This is a genomic window from Streptomyces sp. NPDC031445 (assembly GCF_055581365.1).
This window is the reverse complement of sequence record NZ_JBVIJO010000001.1, coordinates 1,095,397-1,112,174: the sequence shown is the minus strand read 5'-3', so window position 1 is coordinate 1,112,174 and position 16,778 is coordinate 1,095,397. Positions and strand designations below refer to the sequence as shown.

Sequence of the window (16,778 nt, the reverse complement as noted above, 5' to 3'; positions counted from 1 at the left end):
TCACCGTCAGGCCCTTTCGGCGAGGTCCGCGGTGTCCCGTTCGTTGCGTTCGGCGCGTACGACGTACCAGCGGCCGAGGACGACGAGTGCCGGGTAGACGGCGACGCCGAGTACGGCCCAGACGATCAGGGCGCCGCCCGGCCAGGCTCCCGTGTCCGGCAGGGCCGTGAAGACGAGGGGCAGCGGCCCGAGCAGGACGACGAGAAGCCCGAACGCGAGGAGCGCGAGCCTGAGCTGACGTCGCATCAGGGAACGCAGGGCAAGGGATTCGACGGCCGGACGCTCCTCCCCGCCCCGGACGGCACCGGGGCGGGCGTGGCCGGCGCGGCTAGCCCGGCCTGCGTGGTCCGCGCGGGCGGCACGCGGAGTCCCCGTGACCACTTCACGTCGAGGAGTCCCAGGTGCACCCATGCCGCGTCCTCCGACCGCGATGATCACACTTCGCAGTGGAGTGTACGCACCAGGGAACCAAAGCGACAGCTTCCGGTCAGCGACCGTTGCCGGGCGGGTCCGTCGTGGCCTTCTCGACCAGCCGGTCCCGCAGTTCACGGGCGGACCGGCGGCTCACGACCAGCACCGACGCGCCGATCCTGACCGTCAGCCTGCCCCCGTCGGCCCGTAGCGCGTCGATGCGGGCGAGGGAGACGAGATGGAGCCGGTGGATCCGCACGAAGCCCTTCGCCCGCCAGCACTCCTCCAGCGTGGACAACGGGATGCGCACCAGGTGGCTGTCCTGGCGGGTGTACAGCCGTACGTGGTCGCCAAGGGCCTCGGCACGGGTGATGTCGGCGACGGGCAGGAACCGTGTGCCGCCCTCGCCCTCCACCGCGACACCGTCGGCGGGCGACCGGACCCCGCGGCGCCCCGGGTGGGGGGCGCGGTCGGCCGCGACCAGCTCGGCGACCCGCCGGACCGCCTCGGCCAGACGCTCGCGCCGCACCGGCTTGAGCAGCCAGTCGACGACCCGGAGCCCGGGCGCCCGCAGGGCGTACTCCTCGCGCTCCGCGTGCGCGGTGACGAAGACGACGCGGGGCGGCTCGGCGCGGCCGGCGAGCAGCCGGGCGAGGTCCGGGCCACCGAGACCCGCCATGCGGACGTCCAGGAACACCGCGTCGACGTCCGCCGCACCGTCCGGCCCCCGCAGGCCAAGCCGCCGCAGCGCCTCGGCCGCTTCGAGGACCCCTTCCGCCGACCGCACCCGGGGATCGGCCCGGAGCAGGAACAGCAGTTCGGCGAGCGCCGGTTCCTCGTCATCGACGGCCAGCACCCGAAGCACGGCGACCCCTCCCCGGCGGACGGACGGGCACCGCGGGCGCGGCGTCCCCGTGGGGAGCACGAGGTGTGGGGCCGGCGGGTTCAACGGGACGCGCCTTCCGGTGTGCCACCCCCTGCTGGGTGATGCGCGTCGCATCGCCGCGTTCCGGTTTGACCTCAAGCGCTTGAGGTGCCGGAGGCTTGACCGCATGGCCGGAAGCACAGACCGCGCGGCGGGTCTGACCATCCAGGAGACGGCCCGGCGATCGGGTTTCACCGAGCCCACCCTCCGGGCACACGACAGGGCCGGTTCCGGATGGCTCCGGAACCGGCCCTGGCCTGCGACTCTCACGAGTCGGGACGACAGGATTTGAACCTGCGACCCCTTGACCCCCAGTCAAGTGCGCTACCAAGCTGCGCCACGTCCCGCCGCGGTCTCACGCGGAGCGTTCCGCGTGATCACGCAGGTCAACCCTACCGCACCTGAGCGGGTGCCCGTGTCGGCCCCGGTACGGCGTCCAGGGCGGCCGGGCGGCGGGTGCGGTGGGCCGGGACGAGGAGGGCGGCGCCGGTCGCGGCCAGGCAGAGGACGGCGAGCAGGGCCCAGCCGTGGGTGTAGCCGGAGGCGTACGGCAGGCCCGAGGGCTGGAGCCGCCCGGTGACCAGGACGCTGGTAAGCGCGGCGCCGATCGAGCCGCCGATGGTGCGGATGTTGGCGTTCATGCCGGTCGCGGCGCCGGTCTGCTCCACCGGCACGCTGCCCACGATCAGGTTGGCCATCGAGGCGAAGGCGAGTCCGATGCCGAGGCCGAACAGGCCCGAGACGACCGCCACCTGCCACTGCTCGTCATGCCACAGGGTGAGGAAGCCGCAGGCCAGCGCGCCGAGCGCGGCACCCGTGGTGAGCAGGGCCTTCGCGCCGACGCGGGGCTCCAGGCGGCCGGACAGGACGCCGGAGAGGAACATCGCGACCAGCATCGGCAGCATCAGCAGGCCGGACGCGGTGACGCTGGCGCCGAAGCCGTAACCGGCCGTGGACGGCGTCTGGACGAAGCCCGGCAGGAAGGACCAGATCGAGTACATGCCGGCGCCGAACAGCAGCGCGGCCGTGTTGGTCGTCCACACCGCGGGAAGCCGCAGCACCCGCAGATCGATGAGCGGGGACCGCGAGCGGGCCTCGGCCGCCAGCCACACCCCGAACAGCACGACGGCGGCGGCGAACAGGCCGAGCACCTTCGCCGAGCCCCAGCCCCACTGGCCGGCCTGGCTCAGCGGCAGCAGCAGGGCCACCAGCCAGCCGGCGAGCAGCACGGCCCCGCTCCAGCTGACCTTCCCCACCGCCCGCTTGGGCGACTCGGGGACGTAGCGCAGCGCGATCAGGACCGTCGCGGCGACGATCGCCACCGGGATCCAGAACAGCCAGCGGTAGTCGAGCGCGGACACGATCGGGCCGGCGGCAACGATGCCGACCCCGCCGCCGGCGGCGATCACGGCGGAGAGGTTGCTGATGCTGCCGCTGACCTCATGGGGGGCGAACTCGTCGCGGATGATGCCGAAGGAGAGCGGGAACAGGGCGCCGCCGACGCCCTGGACGACCCGGGCGATGACGAGCACGCCGATGGTCGGGGCCAGTGCGGCGACGAGGCAGCCCGCGAGGACGGCCAGCAGGACGGCGACGAGGGTCCGCTTCTTGCCGACGAGGTCGCCGACCCGGCCGAGGATCGGGGTGAAGACGGAGGCGGACAGCAGATAGGCCGTCATCACCCAGGTCGCGGTGGACTGCGAGGTGTGCAGGGCGTGCTGGACGGTCGGCAGGGCCGGCGCGATCAGCGACTGGAGCATGGAGAACACGCCGGCACCGGTCGCGAGGACCGCGAAGGTGAGGCGAGTGGACGCGCGGGGCATGAGGAAGCCTCTCCGGAATCAGGGATGCGGAGGGAGAACGGGGACGTGGGGGGCGGCACCGGGTGAGCCTGGTACCGGGGGCGCGGTCGTACGGGCCGCGCCACGGGAATGCCCGGGGCCGGCTCCGCGGGCCGCGTCCGGCCACGGCGGAGCCGCCCCGCACTGGTAAAGTGGAGGTATGCCTCCACTGTAGCGGAGGTAGACCTCCGGTTCCAGTCGATTCCCTCCCGGGAGGCAGCAGTGACGGCCACGCCGTTCCCCGTCGGCGAGATCGTGGCGGCCCGCCGGCCGCACCGCAAGGACGCCGCCCGCAACTACGACGCCCTGCTCGACGCCGCCCGCGAGGCGTTCGCGGAGCACGGCGCCGACGCCTCCCTGGAGGACATCGCCCGCCGCGCGGGGGTCGGCATCGGCACGCTGTACCGGAACTTCCCGACCCGTCGCGACCTGTTCGAGAGCGTCTACGCCGACGAGGTCAACGCCCTGTGCCGGGCGGCCGTGGACCTCGCGGACCGGGAGCCGTGGGAGGCGCTGACGGCCTGGCTGAACCGGTTCGCCGGGTACATGGTCACCAAGCGCGCCGTCCGCGAGGCCCTCGACGGCGAGTCCGGCATCTTCCAGTCCTGCCGCGACTCGATGTACGCGGCCGGCGGCCCCCTGCTGGAGCGCGCGCAGCGGGCCGGCGTCGCCCGGGCGGACATGGACTTCGGCGATCTGCTGCGGATGGTCGCCGGGATCACCGCGACGGCGTTCGAGGACGACGCCCAGCGCGACCGGGTCTTCGCCATCGCCCTGGACGGGGTGCGCGCGTCCCGCTGAACCCCGCCGGTGTCCGCGCTGCCCGCCCCCTACTTGATGATCGCGTTCGCCACCACCACCACGACCCCCAGGCACGCGTCCCCGAGCCCCATCAGCAGGGCGGTCGGCCAGCGGCGCGCGGACCAGCGGGCGGTGACGAGGCCGATGCCGAAGAGGATCACGATGTTGAGGGCGAACGCCACGTACTCGACGCCCTTCGCGGGCCACCAGCCCCAGCGCGCGCCCGCGAGCAGGAAGACCGTGGGCAGCACGGCCGTGACCAGCGGCCACTCGTTGCGCATGGCGAGCAGCACGTCCCACCGGCTGTGCGGGGCGCGCTCGGCGATGTAGTGGGCGTAGCCGTGGGCGAGGGCGGAGGCGCACGCGGTCACCAGCACCCACGCCGCGTCGTAGCCGCGGACGTCGGCGGACGTGTGCCCGTACTGGGTGAGCGCCGCGACCATCGAGCTGGCGAGGACGGCGCCGTACACCCCGCCGAACAGGACGATCTCCCGTGTGTCGTGCTGCCGGGGCGGCGCCGGTCCGGCCGCCGTGGAGTCAGCCATGTCCCCACGATCACCCGGGCCCCACGCCCCCGCCAGCCGGCGTTCCCCGACGAAGTGTCCTGCGACCAGGCCCGATGCCCCACACACTGTCCATGGCGGCGCGGCCGGCGCACCGGACAGGGTCGGCTGCATGACGCACAGCTTCGCGCTCCACATCCCCGACGCCGATCTCGCACCCGAACCCCTGGACCCGGAGCGGATCGTGGCCGGGAACCCGGAGGTGACGGGGAAGGTGGTGTGGGAGTCGGCGGACGGCCGGCAGCTCCGCGGGATCTGGCAGATCACGCCAGGGGTGGTCACGGACACGGAGGCGGACGAGCTGTTCGTGGTGATCAGCGGCTCGGCGACCATCGAGGTCGAGGACGGGCCGACGCTGACGGTGGGGCCCGGTGACATGGCGGTGCTCCGCGCGGGCGACCGTACGACGTGGACCGTGCACGAGACGCTGCGCAAGGCCTACGCGATCAACCTGTGAGGCCGTCGGCCGGGCGTGCGGCCGGTCAACCCGTGAGGCCGTCCCCGGGCGGCCCCGTCGTCCCCCGGATCTGGAGCGTCGGCGCGGCCAGCCGTACCCGCCCCTCACCGCCCTGCCGTTCGAAGCGGTCCAGCAGGCAGCGGGCGGCGCGCCGGCCCACCTCGTGCGGGGCGGTGTCGACGGTGGTCAGCCAGAGGTGCCGCAGCCGGGCGACGCTGGTGTTGTCGTACCCGGTCACCGACAGCTCGCCGGGCACCCGCACCCCCAGCTCGCCCGCCGCCGACAGCGCGCCCACCGCGGCCATGTCGTTGACGGCGAAGAGCGCGGTGGGCCGCTCGCGCCGGGTGAGCAGGCGGACGGTCCCGCGGTAGCCGCCCTCCTCGGTCAGGTCGCCGGGTTCGACGAGCGGTTCGGCGCCGTGCGCCCGCATCGCCGCCTCGTAGCCCCGCCGGCGCAGCGCGCCGACGGCGCCGTGGCCCGCGAGGTGCGCGATCCGGCGGTGGCCGAGCCCGAGCAGGTGCTCGGTGGCGAGCCGGGCGCCCCGCTCGTCGTCCCCGGCGACGACGTCCACGCCCGGCGGCTGCGCCTCGCGCGCGCCCGCCACGACCACCGGCATCCGCCGCGCGAGCACGCCGAGGCCGACCGCGTCCGGGACCGTGCCGACCACCACCAGTCCGTCGACGCCCAGGTCCAGGAAGGGCTCGGCGAGGTCGTGGCCCATCCGCCGGTTGAGGCGCGCGTCGGCGAGGAGCATGTGCAGACCGGCCGCGTGCAGCGGGGAGTTGAGCCCGTCGAGCAGTTCCACGAACCAGGGGTTGCGCAGGTCGTCCAGGAGGACACCGATGGTGCGGGTGCGCCGCTCGCTCAGGCTGCGGGCCGCCGCGTTCGGCCGGTAGCCCAGCTCGCGCACGGCCCGCAGGACCGCCTCCCGCTTCTCGGGGCGCACCGGACCGGAACCGCGCAGCACCAGGGAGACGAGCGACTTCGACACGCCCGCCCGTTCGGCCACGTCACGGATCGTCGGCGCTCTCATGGGATGGACCGTTCCACGCGGCGTGCCGCGCTGTCAAAGGGTTGACACGCTGGTCATGTCCGAACAAAGGTGGCCACGGATCGCAACTGGACCGGTCCAACCACCGGCCGGAGAAAGAGGGGCTGTCATGGTGGACGCGCTCGGTGTCGCCGTCATCGGGTTCGGCTGGATGGGCCGGGTGCACACCCAGGCGTACGCCCGTCTCCCGCACCACTACCCCCGGCTGCCGCTGCGGCCCCGGCTGGTCACCGTCGCCGAGGAGGTGCCGGGCCGGGCGGAGGAGGCCGCCGAGCGGTTCGGGTTCGCCTCGGCGACCCGGGACTGGCGCGAGGTGGCCGCCGACCCACGCGTGCGGGCGGTGAGTGTCACCGCGCCGAACTTCCTGCACCGGGAGATCGGCGTGGCGATGGCCGAGGCCGGCAAGCACCTGTGGATCGAGAAGCCGGTGGGTCTGACCGCCGATGACGCCCGCGCGGTCGCCGATGCCGTCGCCCGGGCCGGCGTGCAGGGCACGGTCGGCTTCAACTACCGCAACGCGCCCGCCGTCGAGGCCGCGCGCGAGCTGATCGCCTCCGGTGACATCGGCACGGTCACCCACGTCCGCATCCGTCTCTTCAGCGACTACGCGGCCCATCCGGACGGCGCCCTGACCTGGCGCTACGAGCGCGAGCGCGGCGGCAGCGGGGTGCTCGGCGACCTCGCCTCGCACGGCGCCGACCTGGCCCGCTTCCTGCTCGGCGACATCGCCTCGCTCACCGCGGACACCGCGGTCTTCGTCCCGCAGCGCGCCCGTCCGAGCGGCGCGACGGCCGGCCACGCCCTGGCCGCCGGCGGCGCGCCGGGCCCGGTCGAGAACGAGGACTACGTCAGCTGCCTGCTCCGCTTCGCCTCCGGCGCCCGGGGCGTCCTGGAGGCCTGCCGGGTCTCGGTCGGCGAGCAGAACAACTACGGTTTCGAGGTGCACGGCACCCGGGGCGCGGTGTTCTGGGACTTCCGCCGGATGAACGAGCTGAAGGTGAGCCGGGGCACGACGTACCAGGACCAGCCGGTGAGCACGGTGTACGTCGGCCCGGGTGCCGGCGAGTTCGCCGCGTTCCAGCCGGGCGCGGCCAACGCGATGGGCTACGACGACCTGAAGGTGATCGAGGCCTACCGCTTCGTCCGCTCCGTCGCCGAGGGCACCCCGTACGGCACCACGCTCGCGGACGCGGTGCACAGCGCGACCGTGCTGGACGCGATGGCGGAGTCGGCCGCGAGCGGGGCGTGGGTCACGCTGCCGGGGGCGTAGGCATGTTGTACGGCGTGACCACCTGGATCGCGGACGGCAGGACCGGTCCGGCCGGCGGCAGCGCGCCGTGGAAGCGCATCACCTCGTGGCAGGCCTCGCGCAGGTCGTGCCGCAGATCGTGGTGGAGCACGGCGGACAGGCGGTGCTCGCGCAGCAGGCGGGTGTTGTCGTGGTCGAGGTCGTGCGCGACGAACACGGCGCACTCGCGGCCGAGGTCGGCGAAGGCCCGCAGGGTGGCGTTGTTGCCGCCCCCGATGGAGTACACCGCCAGGATCCCCGGGTCGCGTTCCAGGGCGGCGCGGACCAGGTCGTACTGCGTGGCGTCCAGGCCCTGGCCCTCGGCGATCTCCACCAGCGTCCGCTGGGGGTGCCGGGCCCGCATGACGCCGCGGAAGCCCATCTCGCGCTCCTCCTCGTTGCGGAAGAAGCCGCTGCTGAGGCTGGTGAGGACGTTGCCGGGGCGGTCGCCGAGCCACTGGCCCGTCAGGTAGGCGGCGGTCGCCCCGGCCGCCCGGTTGTCGATGCCGACGTAGGCGACGCGTCCGCTCGCCGGCAGGTCGGTGACCAGGGTGACGACCGGTACCCCGGCGGCGGTCAGCCGGCCGACGGCCGCGGTGACCTCGGGGACGTCCGGCGCCTTGAGGATCACGCCCTGCGAGCCGCGCCGGGCGATCCGGTCGAGCGTGCCGACCAGCTCGCGGACCGGGCCTGTTTCACGGAAGTGGAAGCGCGAGCGCACCACGGCCGGGTGCAGGGCGGGCAGTTCGGCCTCCAGGGCGGCGCGCACGGCGGTGGTGAACCGCTCGGGCGCCTGGGCCACGATGTCGACCATGAAGGTACGGCCGACCAGCCGGACCTGGGTGCGCTGCCGGTCGAGATCGGCGATGGCCCGGTGCACCTCCCGCGCGGTGCTCTCCCGCACCCCTCCCCTGCCGTTCAGCACCCGGTCCACGGTGGCCTCGCTGAGGCCCGCCTGACGTGCGATCTCCCGGATCGGGAACGGGTGGCCCATGGACCGTCTCCTTGAGGGGTTTTTGATGGTCGTGTGCTGGTTGTTCGAGGGGTTTGTACTGACAAGAATGACAGGACCGCGCCGCTGCCGAGACCGAAAGAGGGACACCGATGTCCGTCGCCGCCATGCCAGGCCGCGCCTGGCTGTCCGAGCAGGACTGCGATCTCGGCGCGTTCCGCGCCCTGGTGGAGCGGGGCACGGACGCCGCCGGCTACCCGCACGCCGCGTCCGTCGTGGAGAACGTCCTCGTGTACGAGGGCGAGCGGCTGCGGACGGCCGGCGACCGGAGCGCGCTGCGGGCCGAGCTGGTGCGGGCGCTCGCCGAGGGTCCCGGGATCGTCGTGGTCCGGGGAGCCTTCCCGGAACCCGGCGTCGTCGACCGGGTCACGGCGGTGTTCGAGGCGCTGATCGCCGAGCAGCGGGCCGCGGGCGCGACCGCGGGCGACCACTTCGCCGCGCCGGGCGCCAACGACCGGGTGTGGAACGCGCTGGAGAAGACGGCCCTGTACGACGCCGAGGCGTTCGCCGGCTACTACGCCAACGACGTCCTGGCGCTGCTCGCCACGGCCTGGCTGGGCCCCGGCTACCAGGTCACCTCCCAGGTCAACGTGGTCAATCCGGGCGGCGCCGGACAGACCCCGCACCGGGACTACCACCTGGGCTTCCTGAGCAACGCGGTCGCCGCCGCCTACCCCGCGCACGCGCACCGCCTCTCCCCCGCGCTCACCCTCCAGGGCGCGGTCGCCCACTGCGCCATGCCGGTGGAGTCCGGGCCGACGCTGTACCTGCCGTACTCCCAGCTCTACGAGCCGGGCTACCTGGCCTGGCGGCTCCCGGAGTTCCAGGAGTACTTCACGGCCCGCCACGTGCAACTCCCGCTCGACAAGGGCGACGCCGTCTTCTTCAACCCGGCGCTCTTCCACGCCGCCGGCACCAACCGGACGGCGGACGTCCGGCGCACGGCCAACCTGCTGCAGATCTCGTCCGCGTTCGGCCGCGCGATGGAGACCGTGGACCGCGAGGCGGTGACCAACGCGGTGTTCCCGGTGCTGCTGCGGCGCAAGGCGGCGGGCGCGTCCGAGGAGTGGCTGGACAACGTGATCGCCGCGAGCGCCGAGGGCTACCCCTTCCCCACCAACCTGGACAGCGACCCGCCGGTCGACGGGCTGGCCCCGCCGGCGCAGGCGGACCTGGTGCGGCGGGCGCTGAGGGAGACATGGCGGCCCGCGCGGCTGCGCGAGGAACTGCGGACGGCGGCGGAACGCCGGGAGAGCTGAGGCAGGGCATGGGACTTCTCGACGACAAGGTCGTCCTGGTCAACGGCGGCAGTCAGGGCGTGGGGGCCGCCGTCGCGCGGGCCGCCGTCCGCGAGGGCGCCGTCGTCGCGGTGAGCGGGCGCCGCCCGGAGCCGGGCGAGGCGCTGGTGGCGGAGCTGTCGGCGGCCGGCGGCGAGGCCAGGTACGTGCGGGCCGACCTGGCGGACGCCGGGCAGGCCAAGGCGTCGGTCGCCCGGGTCGTGGACGCGTACGGCCGGATCGACTGCCTGGTCAACTCGGCCGGGCTGACCTCGCGGGGCACGCTGCTGGACACCACGCCGGAACTGTTCGACGCGCACATCGCGGTCAACCTCAAGGGTCCGTTCTTCGCGATGCAGGCGGCGGTCGCCGACATGACGGCCCGCAAGGCGCCCGGCACGATCGTCAACGTCATCACGTCGTCGGCGCACGGCGGACAGCCGTTCCTCGCACCGTACGTCGCCGCCAAGGCCGGGCTGGCGGGCCTGACCCGGAACGCGGCGCACGCCCACCGCTGGGACCGGATCCGGATCAACGGGCTCAACATCGGCTGGACCGCGACCGAGGGCGAGGACGCCACCCAGCGGGCCTTCCACGGCGCCGGCGACGACTGGCGGGAGCAGGCAGCGGCCCGGCTGCCGATGGGCAAGCTCGGCCAGCCGGACGACATCGCGGACTTCGTGGTCTTCCTGCTGTCGGAGCGGTCGGGAGTGGTCACCGGCTCGGTGATCGACTGGGACCAGAACGTGCTCGGCGGCCTCGACTAGAACTCAGGCACCAACCCTAGGAGCAGCACCGCATGCGTATCGGAATCCTCGGCCTCGGCCGCATCGGCGCCTTCCACGCCGAGACCCTCTCCGGGCTGGACGCCGTCGACTCGCTCGTCGTCGCCGACCCGTTCGCGGACGCGGCCAAGGCCGCCGCCGAGCGGTTCGGGGCACAGGTCGCGGACTCGCCGGAGGCCCTCCTCGCGGCCGGCGTGGACGGCCTGGTCGTCGCGGCGGCCACCGACGCCCACCCGGCCCTGATCCTGGCCGGCGTCGAGGCCGGCGTCCCGGTCTTCTGCGAGAAGCCCGTCGCCAGGACGATGGTCGAGGGCGTCGAGGTCCTCAAGGCCGTGCGGGGCAGCGGCGTGCCGATCCAGATCGGCTACAACCGGCGCTTCGACGCGGGCTTCGTCGCCGCGCGGGCCGCCGTACGGGCCGGTGAGCTGGGCATGCTGCACACGGTCCGCTGCACGACCCTGGACCCGGCGCCGCCGCCGGCCGCCTACGTCGCCGCGTCCGGCGGGATCTTCCGTGACTGCTCGGTGCACGACTTCGACGTCATCCGCTGGGTGACCGGCCGCGAGGTCACCGAGGTGTACGCGGTGGGCGGCAACCGGGGCGCGGACTACATCAAGGCGGCGGGCGACGCCGACACCACCGGCGCCGTCCTGACCCTGGACGACGGCACGATCGCGGTGGTGTCCAACTCGCGGCACAACAAGCGCGGTTACGACGTGCGCATGGAACTGCACGGTTTCGCCGACTCCCTCGCCGTCGGCCTGGACGACAAGCTGCCGCTGCGCTCGGCCGAGCCCGGGGTCACCTTCCCCGCCGGCACCCCGCACGACTTCTTCATGGACCGCTTCGCCGACGCCTACCGCGCCGAACTGACCGCGTTCACCGAGGTCGTGGCCGGGACCCGGACCTCGCCGTGCACCGTCGAGGACGCCCTGGAGGCCGGCTGGATCGCCGAGGCCTGCACGCTGTCCCTGCACGAGCACCGGCCGGTGACGCTCGCGGAGGTACGGGCGGCCTGACCGCACGGCGACGGCGCCGGGCAGGTGCCCGGCGCCGTCGCCGTGTGCTCAGCCGCAGTACCGGATCAGCCACTCGTCCGGGTTGTAGGTGTCCCGCGCCGGGTCCGGCGCCGTCGCCGGCTTCGTCTCCACCGTGTCCTGCGGGCGTATCCGCTCCGGCAGCGCGCCGAAGCGGTCGCGGCGCCGGGCGGCGGCGTCGGCCGCGTCCGGGGCCGCGGTGTGGGCTTCCGTACGGTGTGTCATCTCGTCCTCCCGTCCGCGCGGGCGTTCCCCGTTGTGGGTCAGACGTCCGCGTGTCCCCGTTGGTTCCCGGCCGCCCGGCGGCCGAATCCCCCGCAACAGCGCAGGAACCGGGCCGCGGTCGTCGGCGCCGCGGCCCGGTTCCCGTGCAAGCTGCCTGCCCTCAGGCCCCGCAGGACCGCAGGAAGCGCCGGGTGCGTACCGCGATCGGCAGCGGCTTGTCCGGCTCGCACGGGTACATGTCCTGCTCGACGATCGCGAACAGCTCCACGCCCAGCTTCTGCGCCGCCTCCAGCACCGGCCCCAGCGCCGGCACCCCGGAGGGCGGTTCGCACATCACGCCGCGCTGCACGGCCGGTCCGAACGGCACCCCGCCCGCGACCACCTCGGCGAGGATGTCCGGGTCGACCTGCTTGAGGTGCAGGTACCCGATGCGCTCGCCGTAGGTCTCGATCAGCTTGACGCTGTCCCCGCCGCAGTAGGCGTAGTGCCCGGTGTCCAGGCAGAGGTTGACCAGCTCGCTGTCGGTCGAGTCCAGGAAGCGCTCGACGTGCTCCTCGGTGTCGATGTGGGTGTCGGCGTGCGGGTGCACGACGATGTCCAGGCCGAAGGTCTCCTTGACCTCGTGGCCGAGCCGTTCCATGCCCTTGGTCAGGTGGGCCCACTGCCCGGCGGTCAGCTCGGGCGGCTCCAGGATCTCGGCGGTCTTGTCGTCGCGCCAGAAGGAGGGGATGACGACCAGGTGCCGGGCGCCCATCGCCTGGGTGAGCGCGGCGACCTGGCTGACGTGCGCCCAGGTCTCCTCCCAGACGGCGGGGCCACGGTGCATGCCGGTGAAGACGGTGCCCGCCGACACCTTCAGGTTCCGCTTGGCCACCTCGTCGGCGAGCCGTGCCGGGTCGGTGGGGAGGTAGCCGTAGGGGCCGAGTTCGATCCAGTCGTAGCCGGCCTCGGCGACCTCGTCGAGGAAGCGTTCCCAGGGCACCTGCCGGGGGTCGTCGGGGAACCAGACGCCCCAGGAGTCGGGGGCGGAGCCGACCCGGATGCGGTCGAGCGGAGTGGGGTGCGCCATGATCAGGGGGTTCCTTCCGGGGAGGTCGCCACGGGTGCGCCGAGGTCGCCGTCCTCGGGCAGTCCGGCCACGTCGACGCCGCGCACCTGGGCCAGCTCGTGCCTGAGCGCGGCGAGCTCGGCGCCGCCCGCCATGTGGTTGGTCAGCTCTTCGAGGCCGATCTCGCTGCGTTCGGCGCTCAGCTCCAGGGTGCCGAGGCGCAGGACGCTGAAGTGGTCGCCGACCATGTAGGCGTGGTGGGGGTTGTGGGTGATGAAGATGACGCCGAGGCCGCGGTCGCGGGCGGCGGCGATGTACTTCAGCACCACACCGGACTGTTTGACGCCGAGGGCGGCGGTGGGCTCGTCCAGGATGAGGACGCGGGCGCCGAAGTGGACGGCGCGGGCGATGGCGACGCACTGGCGCTGGCCGCCGGACAGGGTGCCGATGGGCTGTTCCAGGTCGTCCAGGACGATGCCCATGTTGCGCAGTTCCCGGTCGGCGGTCTCCTTCATGCGGGCGATGTCGAGCCGGCGCAGCGGCCAGGGGCCCTTGGTCAGCTCGGAGCCGAGGAAGAAGTTCCGCCACACCGGCATCAGCGGGACGGTGGCGAGGTCCTGGTAGACGGCGGCGATGCCCTTGTCCAGGGCCTCGCGCGGGGTGGTGAAGCGCACCGGCCGGCCGTCGACGAGGAACTCGCCCTCGGTGTGCTGGTGCAGCCCTGAGATGATCTTGATGAGGGTGGACTTGCCGGCGCCGTTGTCGCCGAGCACGCAGGTCACCCGGCCGGCGTGGACCTTCAGGTCGACGCCGTGCAGGGCGCGGATGTTGCCGTAGGACTTGCCGGCGCCGCGGAGTTCGACCAGGAGCCCGTCGGGGGCGGGTGCCTCGTCCTGGAGGACGGCGCCGTGGCTGCCCGTGGTGTTGTCGGTCATCGCTTACCTCCGGGTCGCCGTGCGCTGGACCCACAGATTGATCAGGACGGCGCCGAGGAGCATCACGCCGAGGAAGGCCTTGAACCAGTCGGGGTTCCAGCCGGCGTAGACGATGCCCTGCTGCACCATGCCGAACATGAAGGCGCCGAAGACCGGGCCGATCGCGGAGCCGTAGCCGCCGGTGAGCAGGCAGCCGCCGATGACGGCCGCGGCGATGTAGATCAGCTCCTGGCCGACGCCCTCGCCGGACTGCACGGTGTTGAACGAGAACAGGTTGTGCATGCCGACGAACCAGGCGCCGAAGCCGACCAGCATGAACAGGGTGATCTTGGTGAACCTCACCGGGACGCCGACCGCGCGGGCGCTGTCCTTGTTGCCGCCGACCGCGAAGATCCAGTTGCCGTACTTGGTGCGCAGCAGCACCCAGGTGGCGAGGGCCGCGAAGACCAGCCACCAGACCACCGTGATCTTCACCTGGACCCCGCCCACGTCGAAGGAGGAGGCGAAGATCCTCCGGGCCTGGTCGAAGCCGTCCATGTCGCTGATGTCGTCGGTGGCGACGTTGCCGGTGACGAGCTTGGTGACGGCGAGGTTGGTGCCCTGGAGGATCAGGAAGGTGCCCAGGGTGACCAGGAAGCTGGGCAGCCCGGTCTTCACCACCATCCAGCCGTTGAAGGCGCCGATCGCGAGGGACACGGCCAGGGCGACGATCACGCCGGTCCACACGTTCACGGTGAGCTGGTAGCTGAGCATGCTCGCGGTGAGCGCCGAGGAGATCACGGCGACGCCGGAGGAGAGGTCGAACTCCCCGCCGATCATCAGCAGGGCCACCGGGAGGGCCATGATGCCGATGGTCGAGGACTGGTAGAGGATGTTCGCCATCGAGCTGCCGTCGCGCACCGGCGGCGCCGCGATCAGGAAGAAGACCAGGACGGCGACGGCACCGAGGAAGACACCCACCTCCGGCCGGGCCAGCAGCCGGAGGGCCGGCGAGCGCCGGGCGGTGCGGCCGTCGCTCTGCTGGGGGCCGGACGCCGGCGACCTGCCGACCGCCGGTTCAGCCTGCTGGGCCATGCTCATCACCGGGTGCCCTTCGCGGCGAACCCGGCGACCTTGTCGACGTTGGACTTGTCCACGAAGGCCGGGCCGGTGAGGACGGCCTGCTCGCCGCCGCCGCTGTAGTTGCCGTTGTTCTTGTAGAGCCACAGCGAGTCGACCGCCAGGTAGCCCTGGAGGTAGGGCTGCTGGTCGACGGCGAACTCGATGGTGCCCTTCTGCACCGCCTTGACCAGTTCCTTGTTGAGGTCGAAGGTGGCCACCTTCGCCTTGCTGCCCGCGTCGCCGACCGACTGCACCGCGGTCAGCGCGAAGGGGGCGCCGAGGGTGACGACGGTGTCGACGGACTTGTCCTGCTTGAGCTTGGCCGTGATGGTCGACTTCACCGACGGCATGTCGGTGCCGTTGACGTACAGGGTCTCGGTGGTGCCCTTGAAGGTCTTCTTCACGCCGTCGCAGCGCTGGGTGAGGCCCACGTTGCCCTGTTCCTGGACCACGCAGATGATCTTCTTCGCGCCGGTGGTGTTGAGCTTGCCGCCGAACGCCTCGCCCGCCACGCTCTCGTCCTGCCCGAAGAACTCCAGCAGGCCGAGCTTCTTCCAGTCGCTCAGTCCGGAGTTGAGGCCGACCACCGGGATGCCGGCCTGCTCGGCCTTGGCGATGGCGCCCTTCATCGCGTCGGGCTTGGCCAGGGTGAGCGCGATGCCGTCGACCTTCTGGTCGATGGCGTTCTGCACGTAGTTGGCCTGGTTGCCGGCGTTCGGGTCGGCGGAGTAGACCAGCTTGATGTTGTCCTTGGCCGCCGCGGCCTCCGCGCCCTTGCGGACGGTGTCCCAGAAGGTGTCGCCGGGCGCCTGGTGGGTGACGAGGGCGACGGTCATGCGAGGGGTGTCGGCCTTGCCCGCGGAGGGGTTCGCCGCCTCCTCCTCGGCCTTCTTGCCGCCGGAACCGCTGGAGCAGCCGGCGAGGGTGAGGGCTGCCGCGGCGGCCGCCGCCACGAAGGGGGCCAGTCTGCGGGAGCGGGGACGAGAAGAGCGGTCCATCTTTCCAGCACCTCACTGTGCGTGCGACGGGGCAAGGACGCTGTTGCGTTGGGACGGGATACAAGCCTCTGCCGAGCCCGCTGTCAATACTTTGTTAAGACATCATTTCACAAGCAGGTCCGAATGTAAGTACAAAGTATTGACACCTCCGGCGCCGGGACCTACACCTGGGAGCCATGAGCCCAGTACACCGCACCCCGCAGCGAACGGCACCGGGTGATCGCGCGCTGGATCCCGTGACCTTCGCCCTGGACCGGTCGACCCCGGTTCCGCTGTACCACCAGCTCGCCCGGCAACTGGAGGCGGCCATCCAGCGCGGCGCGCTGGTGCCGGGGGACCTGCTCGGCAACGAGGTCGACCTGTCGGTGCGGCTCGGGCTGTCCCGGCCCACCGTCCGCCAGGCGATCCAGTCCCTGGTCGACAAGGGGCTGCTGGTGCGCCGCCGCGGGGTCGGTACGCAGGTGGTGCACAGCCAGGTCCGGCGCCCGCTGGAACTCAGCAGCCTCTACGACGACCTGGAGTCGGCCGGGCAGGGCCCCACCACCCGGGTGCTGCGCCACGAGCGGATCGCGGCGCCCGCCGACGTGGCCGCCGCCCTCGGGCTCCCGGAGGGCGCCGAGGTCGTCGTACTGGAGCGGCTGCGCAGCACGCACGGCCGGCCCGTGGCGTTCCTGCGCAACCACCTGCCCGCCTCCCTGCTCGAACTCGGCACCGCCCGGCTGGAGTCCACGGGCCTGTACCGGCTGCTGCGCGCGGCCGGGATCGTCCTGCACAGCGCCCGCCAGTCCATCGGCGCCCGCGCCGCGAGCGCCGAGGAGGGCGCCCTGCTGGAGGAGCCGGAGGGAGCGGCCCTGCTCACCATGTGGCGCACCGCCTATGACGACGCGGGCCGGCCGGTGGAGCACGGCAGCCACGTCTACCGGGCGTCCCGGTACGCCTTCGACTTCCAACTGCTGGTCAGGAGCTGAAACGGAACGATCTGTTTCACACAGCCCCCTCGGCCGCCCGGGCCGTGGGGGCCGC

At 72.8% G+C, this 16,778-nt stretch carries 18 protein-coding genes and 1 tRNA gene; 7 read left to right on the top strand and 12 right to left on the bottom strand.

Translation table 11 applies throughout. The annotated features are described in order from the left end of the window. Positions 1 to 6 precede the first annotated feature (6 nt). The 4 genes from ACZ5DC_RS04700 to ACZ5DC_RS04685 form a co-directional block, all read right to left on the bottom strand. Complete coding sequence (locus ACZ5DC_RS04700) at positions 7 to 411, bottom strand: hypothetical protein (RefSeq protein ID WP_468649333.1); 405 nt, start codon at positions 409 to 411, stop codon at positions 7 to 9. A gap of 76 nt (positions 412 to 487) precedes the next feature. Then, positions 488 to 1,276: a LytR/AlgR family response regulator transcription factor gene (locus tag ACZ5DC_RS04695; protein WP_468649331.1), complete on the bottom strand. Its 789-nt coding sequence runs from the start codon at positions 1,274 to 1,276 to the stop codon at positions 488 to 490. 333 nt (positions 1,277 to 1,609) lie between these two features. Further along, positions 1,610 to 1,683: transfer RNA gene (locus ACZ5DC_RS04690), tRNA-Pro, on the bottom strand. 45 nt (positions 1,684 to 1,728) lie between these two features. Next, the gene (locus ACZ5DC_RS04685) at positions 1,729 to 3,159 is read right to left on the bottom strand and encodes an MFS transporter (protein WP_468649329.1); all 1,431 of its coding nucleotides are present in this window, start codon (positions 3,157 to 3,159) and stop codon (positions 1,729 to 1,731) included. 240 nt (positions 3,160 to 3,399) lie between these two features. Here ACZ5DC_RS04685 and ACZ5DC_RS04680 point away from each other — a divergent pair, with 240 nt between their 5' ends. After that, positions 3,400 to 3,978 carry a TetR/AcrR family transcriptional regulator gene (locus tag ACZ5DC_RS04680; RefSeq protein WP_468649327.1) on the top strand — a complete coding sequence of 193 codons (579 nt, stop codon included), beginning with the start codon at positions 3,400 to 3,402 and terminating at the stop codon, positions 3,976 to 3,978. 29 nt (positions 3,979 to 4,007) lie between these two features. Here ACZ5DC_RS04680 and ACZ5DC_RS04675 read toward each other — a convergent pair whose 3' ends face one another. After that, on the bottom strand, positions 4,008 to 4,523 hold the full coding sequence (locus ACZ5DC_RS04675; RefSeq protein ID WP_468649325.1) for a hypothetical protein: 516 nt from the start codon (positions 4,521 to 4,523) through the stop codon (positions 4,008 to 4,010). A gap of 130 nt (positions 4,524 to 4,653) precedes the next feature. Here ACZ5DC_RS04675 and ACZ5DC_RS04670 point away from each other — a divergent pair, with 130 nt between their 5' ends. Next, positions 4,654 to 4,998: a cupin domain-containing protein gene (locus ACZ5DC_RS04670; RefSeq protein ID WP_030646947.1), complete on the top strand. Its 345-nt coding sequence runs from the start codon at positions 4,654 to 4,656 to the stop codon at positions 4,996 to 4,998. A gap of 25 nt (positions 4,999 to 5,023) precedes the next feature. Here the strand turns inward: ACZ5DC_RS04670 and ACZ5DC_RS04665 are convergent, their stop codons facing one another. Then, positions 5,024 to 6,031 (bottom strand): LacI family DNA-binding transcriptional regulator, encoded by a 1,008-nt coding sequence (locus ACZ5DC_RS04665; protein ID WP_468649323.1) that lies wholly within the window; start codon positions 6,029 to 6,031, stop codon positions 5,024 to 5,026. A gap of 127 nt (positions 6,032 to 6,158) precedes the next feature. On the opposite strand from ACZ5DC_RS04665, the gene ACZ5DC_RS04660 reads away from it, so the two are divergent. Beyond that, positions 6,159 to 7,319 carry a Gfo/Idh/MocA family protein gene (locus ACZ5DC_RS04660; RefSeq protein ID WP_468649321.1) on the top strand — a complete coding sequence of 387 codons (1,161 nt, stop codon included), beginning with the start codon at positions 6,159 to 6,161 and terminating at the stop codon, positions 7,317 to 7,319. Here ACZ5DC_RS04660 and ACZ5DC_RS04655 read toward each other — a convergent pair. After that, positions 7,300 to 8,331 (bottom strand): LacI family DNA-binding transcriptional regulator, encoded by a 1,032-nt coding sequence (locus ACZ5DC_RS04655; RefSeq protein ID WP_468649318.1) that lies wholly within the window; start codon positions 8,329 to 8,331, stop codon positions 7,300 to 7,302. The genes ACZ5DC_RS04660 and ACZ5DC_RS04655 overlap by 20 nt on opposite strands. A 110-nt stretch (positions 8,332 to 8,441) precedes the next feature. Here ACZ5DC_RS04655 and ACZ5DC_RS04650 point away from each other — a divergent pair, with 110 nt between their 5' ends. Genes ACZ5DC_RS04650 through ACZ5DC_RS04640 form a run of 3 tightly spaced genes read left to right on the top strand, consistent with a single transcriptional unit; the run spans position 8,442 to position 11,430 of the window. Then, the gene (locus ACZ5DC_RS04650) at positions 8,442 to 9,608 is read left to right on the top strand and encodes a phytanoyl-CoA dioxygenase family protein (RefSeq protein WP_468649316.1); all 1,167 of its coding nucleotides are present in this window, start codon (positions 8,442 to 8,444) and stop codon (positions 9,606 to 9,608) included. An 8-nt stretch (positions 9,609 to 9,616) separates the two neighbouring features. After that, positions 9,617 to 10,393, top strand: coding sequence for an SDR family oxidoreductase (locus tag ACZ5DC_RS04645; protein WP_468649314.1), 777 nt, complete (start codon positions 9,617 to 9,619; stop codon positions 10,391 to 10,393). Positions 10,394 to 10,425: 32 nt separating this feature from the next. Further along, entirely contained in the window at positions 10,426 to 11,430 is a 1,005-nt protein-coding gene (locus ACZ5DC_RS04640; RefSeq protein ID WP_468649312.1) for a Gfo/Idh/MocA family protein, read from the top strand. A gap of 48 nt (positions 11,431 to 11,478) precedes the next feature. On the opposite strand, the gene ACZ5DC_RS04635 is transcribed toward ACZ5DC_RS04640, so the two are convergent. The 5 genes from ACZ5DC_RS04635 to ACZ5DC_RS04615 form a co-directional block, all read right to left on the bottom strand. After that, complete coding sequence (locus ACZ5DC_RS04635) at positions 11,479 to 11,673, bottom strand: hypothetical protein (protein WP_366749100.1); 195 nt, start codon at positions 11,671 to 11,673, stop codon at positions 11,479 to 11,481. 160 nt (positions 11,674 to 11,833) lie between these two features. Continuing rightward, the gene (locus ACZ5DC_RS04630) at positions 11,834 to 12,742 is read right to left on the bottom strand and encodes a sugar phosphate isomerase/epimerase family protein (RefSeq protein WP_468649310.1); all 909 of its coding nucleotides are present in this window, start codon (positions 12,740 to 12,742) and stop codon (positions 11,834 to 11,836) included. A 2-nt stretch (positions 12,743 to 12,744) separates the two neighbouring features. After that, entirely contained in the window at positions 12,745 to 13,656 is a 912-nt protein-coding gene (locus tag ACZ5DC_RS04625) for an ATP-binding cassette domain-containing protein (protein ID WP_468649308.1), read from the bottom strand. A 3-nt stretch (positions 13,657 to 13,659) separates the two neighbouring features. Continuing rightward, entirely contained in the window at positions 13,660 to 14,736 is a 1,077-nt protein-coding gene (locus tag ACZ5DC_RS04620; protein WP_468649306.1) for an ABC transporter permease, read from the bottom strand. Continuing rightward, positions 14,736 to 15,755 carry a sugar ABC transporter substrate-binding protein gene (locus ACZ5DC_RS04615; RefSeq protein WP_468649304.1) on the bottom strand — a complete coding sequence of 340 codons (1,020 nt, stop codon included), beginning with the start codon at positions 15,753 to 15,755 and terminating at the stop codon, positions 14,736 to 14,738. Before ACZ5DC_RS04615 ends, ACZ5DC_RS04620 begins: the two co-directional genes overlap by 1 nt. 176 nt (positions 15,756 to 15,931) lie before the next feature. Between ACZ5DC_RS04615 and ACZ5DC_RS04610 the strand changes: the two genes are divergently transcribed. Beyond that, the gene (locus ACZ5DC_RS04610) at positions 15,932 to 16,723 is read left to right on the top strand and encodes a GntR family transcriptional regulator (protein WP_468649302.1); all 792 of its coding nucleotides are present in this window, start codon (positions 15,932 to 15,934) and stop codon (positions 16,721 to 16,723) included. The last annotated feature ends 55 nt before the right edge of the window (positions 16,724 to 16,778 follow it).

What these genes read in the sequence shown, in the direction of transcription:
- ACZ5DC_RS04640 (WP_468649312.1), top strand. Translation starts at nt 10,426, where the DNA reads ATGCGTATCGGAATCCTCGGCCTCGGCCGCATCGGCGCCTTCCACGCC.
- ACZ5DC_RS04685 (WP_468649329.1), bottom strand. Translation starts at nt 3,159, where the DNA reads ATGCCCCGCGCGTCCACTCGCCTCACCTTCGCGGTCCTCGCGACCGGT.
- ACZ5DC_RS04630 (WP_468649310.1), bottom strand. Translation starts at nt 12,742, where the DNA reads ATGGCGCACCCCACTCCGCTCGACCGCATCCGGGTCGGCTCCGCCCCC.
- ACZ5DC_RS04665 (WP_468649323.1), bottom strand. Translation starts at nt 6,031, where the DNA reads ATGAGAGCGCCGACGATCCGTGACGTGGCCGAACGGGCGGGCGTGTCG.
- ACZ5DC_RS04660 (WP_468649321.1), top strand. Translation starts at nt 6,159, where the DNA reads ATGGTGGACGCGCTCGGTGTCGCCGTCATCGGGTTCGGCTGGATGGGC.
- ACZ5DC_RS04620 (WP_468649306.1), bottom strand. Translation starts at nt 14,736, where the DNA reads ATGAGCATGGCCCAGCAGGCTGAACCGGCGGTCGGCAGGTCGCCGGCG.
- ACZ5DC_RS04650 (WP_468649316.1), top strand. Translation starts at nt 8,442, where the DNA reads ATGTCCGTCGCCGCCATGCCAGGCCGCGCCTGGCTGTCCGAGCAGGAC.
- ACZ5DC_RS04635 (WP_366749100.1), bottom strand. Translation starts at nt 11,673, where the DNA reads ATGACACACCGTACGGAAGCCCACACCGCGGCCCCGGACGCGGCCGAC.
- ACZ5DC_RS04675 (WP_468649325.1), bottom strand. Translation starts at nt 4,523, where the DNA reads ATGGCTGACTCCACGGCGGCCGGACCGGCGCCGCCCCGGCAGCACGAC.
- ACZ5DC_RS04655 (WP_468649318.1), bottom strand. Translation starts at nt 8,331, where the DNA reads ATGGGCCACCCGTTCCCGATCCGGGAGATCGCACGTCAGGCGGGCCTC.
- ACZ5DC_RS04615 (WP_468649304.1), bottom strand. Translation starts at nt 15,755, where the DNA reads ATGGACCGCTCTTCTCGTCCCCGCTCCCGCAGACTGGCCCCCTTCGTG.
- ACZ5DC_RS04610 (WP_468649302.1), top strand. Translation starts at nt 15,932, where the DNA reads ATGAGCCCAGTACACCGCACCCCGCAGCGAACGGCACCGGGTGATCGC.
- ACZ5DC_RS04645 (WP_468649314.1), top strand. Translation starts at nt 9,617, where the DNA reads ATGGGACTTCTCGACGACAAGGTCGTCCTGGTCAACGGCGGCAGTCAG.
- ACZ5DC_RS04670 (WP_030646947.1), top strand. Translation starts at nt 4,654, where the DNA reads ATGACGCACAGCTTCGCGCTCCACATCCCCGACGCCGATCTCGCACCC.
- ACZ5DC_RS04625 (WP_468649308.1), bottom strand. Translation starts at nt 13,656, where the DNA reads ATGACCGACAACACCACGGGCAGCCACGGCGCCGTCCTCCAGGACGAG.
- ACZ5DC_RS04700 (WP_468649333.1), bottom strand. Translation starts at nt 411, where the DNA reads ATGGGTGCACCTGGGACTCCTCGACGTGAAGTGGTCACGGGGACTCCG.